The sequence below is a fragment of the Bradyrhizobium sp. Leo170 genome, from assembly GCF_004296405.1.
Classification (GTDB): Bacteria; Pseudomonadota; Alphaproteobacteria; order Rhizobiales; family Xanthobacteraceae; genus Bradyrhizobium.
The window spans coordinates 1-4385 of sequence record NZ_PSRR01000498.1 but is presented as its reverse complement, the minus strand read 5'-3'; the positions used below and the strand labels follow the sequence as shown (position 1 = coordinate 4385).

Genomic DNA, 4385 nt, shown 5'->3' with positions numbered 1-4385 from the left:
CCGGATAACGGCCGTGACGGCTGGCTGTCGGACCTGCTCAACCGCAGCGAGACCCCTGCCCCCGCGCCCCGCGAAGCGCCGCGTCCCCGTCCGCAGGCTGCCGCCGCCAATCCGCTGGAATCGCTGTCGCTCGACATCGGCCGGCTGATGGACCGCAACCTCGCGGCCGAGATGTGGGATCGCTACCAGCGCGGCGAAAACAAGGCGTTCAGCAAGCGGCTCTACACGCCGGCCGGCCAGAAGGCCTTCGACGAGGTCGCCCGCAAATACCGCTCCGATCGCGGCTTCAAGCAGACGGTCGACCGCTACATCGCCGAGTTCGAGCGGCTGCTCGACGAAGTCGCCCGCGACGACCGCGGCCCGCAGTCGCTGCGCAACCACCTCACCTCGGAGACGGGTCTGGTGTACACCCTGCTCGCGCATGCCGCGGGGCGGTTGGGGTGAGACGCGAATAGCGAGTGGCGAATAGCGAAACGGAGGCCTTCGGCCTCCGTTTTTGTTTTCGTCGCAATGACGGCGGAGGCAATCTCTCTCCGTCATGCCCCGCGAAGGCGGGGCATCCAGTAGCCGGCGGCCTCTCGACTCAGGCCGAGACGCCTCTGGAATACTGGATCGTCCGCCGGAGCCTGTCATCGGGCGGCGCTTTGCGCCGACCCGGTGGCGGACGATGACAGCGAAGGAATAGGAGTTGTCCGCACTCGGGAACAGCTACTGCCGCCTGCGCGGACGATGATGGCGGCGCAGCGACTACTACCGCCGCGGCCCCGGCTTCGGCGCTGGCTCGGGCACGCTGCTGCTGCCGGCGCCGAACAACAGCCGGGTCGGGTTGCGGTCGAGGTTGTTCACGGCGCGGCTGATGTCGCCGAGCGTCCTGCGGCCGTCGGCCATCAGCGCGCCGGAGCGCTTGTCGAAATCTTCGGCGAGTTCGCGGATCGATTTCACCATCGCGGCCAGTTCGCCGCCGCGATCACCGCCGGCGATGCTGTTGAGGCCGAGCATGAGGTTGTCGGCCTTGCCCATCACGCCGTCGACCCTCAGCATCACGTTGTCGATCTTCTCGGAATTGCGCGCGAGCGCCGCGGTGAAGGTTTCGAGATTGCGCAGCGAGTTCTTCACCGACTCTTGATTGTCGGCGACGATGCGGTTGACGTTCTGCAGCGTCGCGCGGATCGCTTCGGTGACGTCCTGCAGCGCCCTGGGATCGGCGGTCAGCACAGGGATGCCGTCCTCATCGAGCGGCACCGGAGGCGCGGTCTCCTCGCCGCCCTTCAGCGAGATCGCGGCAACGCCCGTCAGCCCCTGGAATTCGAGGCCGACCAGGGTGTCCTTGCGGATCGGCGCGCTGTTCTCGACCATCGCGAATGCGACCACGCGACGTGGATTGTCGAGCCTTACCGAGATGACTTCCCCTACGTTGCCGCCGTTGCGCAGACCCGAGGCCGGGCCTTCAAAGATCACCCGCAAGGGGCTGCGCTGCTTGGTGGTATGCAGGCTCTGGAACCAGAGCACGAAGCCGAACGCAGCCGCGATCACCGCCAGCGTGAAGGCGCCGATCAGGACATAGTTCGCCCGGGTTTCCATCGATGACTCCAGCTACTCGTCCAAGCTCAGGCTCCGCCGTGGCGGAACCGTCACTGATCCTTTTCTTTCGCGCATGATCTTGTCCGAAAACCGGTTTCCACCTGTCGGGACCATGCGCTAGCCGATGACGGCGCGGGCGCGTTTGCCATGGAAATATTGCCGCAGCCAAGGGTGCTGCGATGCCTGCATGTCGGCGATCGATCCTGCGGCAATGATCTTACCGTTCCCTAAAACGGCGATGCGGTCGCACGCGGTATATAGGCTGTCGAGGTCGTGGGTTACCATGAAAACGGTCAACCCCAAAGTCCGCTGCAGGGTGCGCACCAGTTCGTCGAACTCGCCGGCGCCGATCGGGTCCAGGCCCGAAGTCGGCTCATCCAGGAACACGAGCTCGGGATCGAGCGCGAGCGCGCGTGCCAGCGCTACGCGCTTGATCATGCCGCCGGAGAGCTCAGAAGGATAGCGGTCGGCGACCTCGGGTTTCAGCCCGACCATCACGAGTTTCGCCACCATGATCTCGTCCAAGAGCCGCTGCGAGACCCTCAGATATTCGCGCACCGGAAACTGGATGTTCTGCCGCACGGTGAGCGAGGAGAACAGCGCGCCCTGCTGGAACAGGACGCCCCAGCGCCGTTCGACCCGGCGCCGTTCGCTGGAACTGGCGGCATCGAGGTCGATGCCGAACACTTCGATGCGTCCCGACACCTTCGGCACCAGCCCGATGATGGTGCGCGTCAGCACCGACTTGCCGGCGCCGGAGGGCCCGACAAAGCCCAGGATCTCGCCGCGCTTCACATCGAGGTCGAGACCGTCGAGCACGCGGGTCCTGCCGAACTGCACCGTGACGTCGCGGACACGGATGATGGCGTCGGAAATGGGCTGCACCACCATGGTCACATCCCGATCGACGCGAAGAAGATCGCGAACACGCCGTCCATCACGATGACGAAGAAGATGCCCTTCACCACCGATGACGTCGTGTGCTGGCCGAGCGATTCCGCGCTGCCCTGCACCGCCAGCCCCTCGACGCAGGCGACGATGCCGATCACCGCCGCCATCACCGGCGCCTTGACCATGCCGACGATGAAATGATTGATCGAGATGGCGTCGCGCAGCCGCAGCAGGAACGCTTCCGGATCGACGCCGCCATAGAGCCAGGCGACAAGGCCGCCGCCATAAAGCGCGGCCATTGCGCCGAGAAAGACAAGGATCGGCAGCGCCAACACCAGCGCCAGCATGCGCGGCAACACCAGCACCTCGATCGGATCGAACCCCATGGTGCGCAGCGCGTCGATTTCTTCGCGCATCTTCATCGAGCCGAGCTCGGCGGTGTAGGCGCTGCCCGAGCGTCCGGCAACCATGATAGCAACGAGCAACACGCCGATCTCGCGCAGCACCAGCACGCCGAGCATGTCGACCACGAAGATGTCGGCGCCGAACCTGCGGAAATGAAAGATGCCTTGCTGCGCGATGATGCAGCCGATCAGGAAGGTGATCAGCACCACGATCGGCACCGCACGCCAGCACACCTGCTCCAGATGGTGGATGGTCGAGGTCAGGCGGAACGAGCGCGGGCGGATCAAGACGTGCCCGCTCGCGACAAGCACGGCGCCGAGCATGTCGACCAATCCGATGATCGTGCCACCGATGCCGACCACCACCCGGCCGATCTGGTCCAGCATGGCCGTGATCGAAACCGGGCCGGTTTCGGCCTCCGGCGTTTCCTTCACCCGCTGCACCTCGTCGACCAGGCTCGAATAGTTTTCTGAGAGCCCGGCGATGATCGCCTCGCCGCCACCGTGGCTCAGGCTGCGCCTGAGCCGCTCGATCAACCAGGCGCCGAAGGTGTCGAGCTTGGAGACCTGGGAGACGTCGATGAAGATGTCAGGACGGGTGCCGCGGAGTTTTTCCGCATCCGCCACCATCCGCTCCAGCACGGGCGCAAAACGGGCCGTCCACGGCCCTGCGGCGCACAGGGCAAGGCCGTCGCTCTGTGCTATCCGTTCCAGTGTCGGGTCGCCGTTCAAAATGCCCACCCCAGGCTGGTTGGCTCGCTCGAAAGATAGGAATTCGAACGCCGCATTGCCTTGTAGAATCTGGCCCTAACCAGCCATAGTTGGTAGCGCCCCGCAAGCGCACGGTCCAGAAATTGCGAGATTTTGAAATGACTTCCAGCCGATCCGCGCGCCTAACGCGACAGCTTGCCGCCTTTATCGAGCGTTGGCCGATCGCGGGCGCCTTCACCATCAGCCGGGGCGCCAAAACCGAGGCCGTTACCGTCGTGGCCGAGGTCAGCCTGGACGGGCTGACCGGCCGCGGCGAGTGCGTGCCCTACCCGCGCTACGGCGAAACGCCGGAGGCGACGCTTGCGGCGATCCAGGCGATGCAGGAGCCCCTTGCGGCCGGCATGGACCGGCAGGCCCTGCAGGCGCAAATACCGCCAGGCGCCGCCCGTAACGCGCTGGATTGCGCCCTGTGGGACCTCGAGGCCAAGCGGGCCGGCAGCCGGATCTGGAACCTGCTCGGACGCGGCGCGCCAGCCCCCTGCATCACGGCCTACACGATCTCGCTGGGGACGCCGGAAGCGATGGCGGAAGCGACCGCCAGGGCCGCGCACCGGCCGCTGCTCAAGATCAAGCTCGGCGGCGACGGCGATGGCGCGCGTATCAAGGCGGTGCGCAGGGCGGCGCCGAACGCCGAACTGATCGTCGACGCCAATGAGGCCTGGACGACGGACAACCTCACCGACAACCTCGCCGCCTGCGCGGACGCCGGCGTCACGCTGGTGGAGCAGCCCCTGCCGG

Annotated in this window: 5 protein-coding genes; 2 read left to right on the top strand and 3 right to left on the bottom strand. The window is 66.1% G+C overall.

Annotated elements, in window-relative coordinates:
• Positions 1–444, top strand: a 444-nt coding sequence (locus CWO89_RS41250) for a hypothetical protein (protein ID WP_130583980.1), incomplete at its 5' end; no start/stop codon positions are given.
• A 306-nt stretch (positions 445–750) separates the two neighbouring features.
• On the opposite strand, the gene CWO89_RS41245 is transcribed toward CWO89_RS41250, so the two are convergent.
• From CWO89_RS41245 to CWO89_RS41235, 3 genes are all read right to left on the bottom strand, one after another.
• A complete protein-coding gene (locus CWO89_RS41245) occupies positions 751–1581 on the bottom strand; it encodes an MlaD family protein (protein WP_130583979.1) in 831 nt (276 codons plus the stop codon).
• Between the two features lie 117 nt (positions 1582–1698).
• A complete protein-coding gene (locus CWO89_RS41240) occupies positions 1699–2472 on the bottom strand; it encodes an ABC transporter ATP-binding protein (RefSeq protein WP_130583978.1) in 774 nt (257 codons plus the stop codon).
• 2 nt (positions 2473–2474) lie between these two features.
• Positions 2475–3608: an ABC transporter permease gene (locus tag CWO89_RS41235; protein ID WP_130583981.1), complete on the bottom strand. Its 1134-nt coding sequence runs from the start codon at positions 3606–3608 to the stop codon at positions 2475–2477.
• Between the two features lie 137 nt (positions 3609–3745).
• Here CWO89_RS41235 and CWO89_RS41230 point away from each other — a divergent pair.
• A partial coding sequence (locus tag CWO89_RS41230; protein ID WP_283813579.1) for an enolase C-terminal domain-like protein occupies positions 3746–4385 on the top strand: 640 nt, incomplete at its 3' end.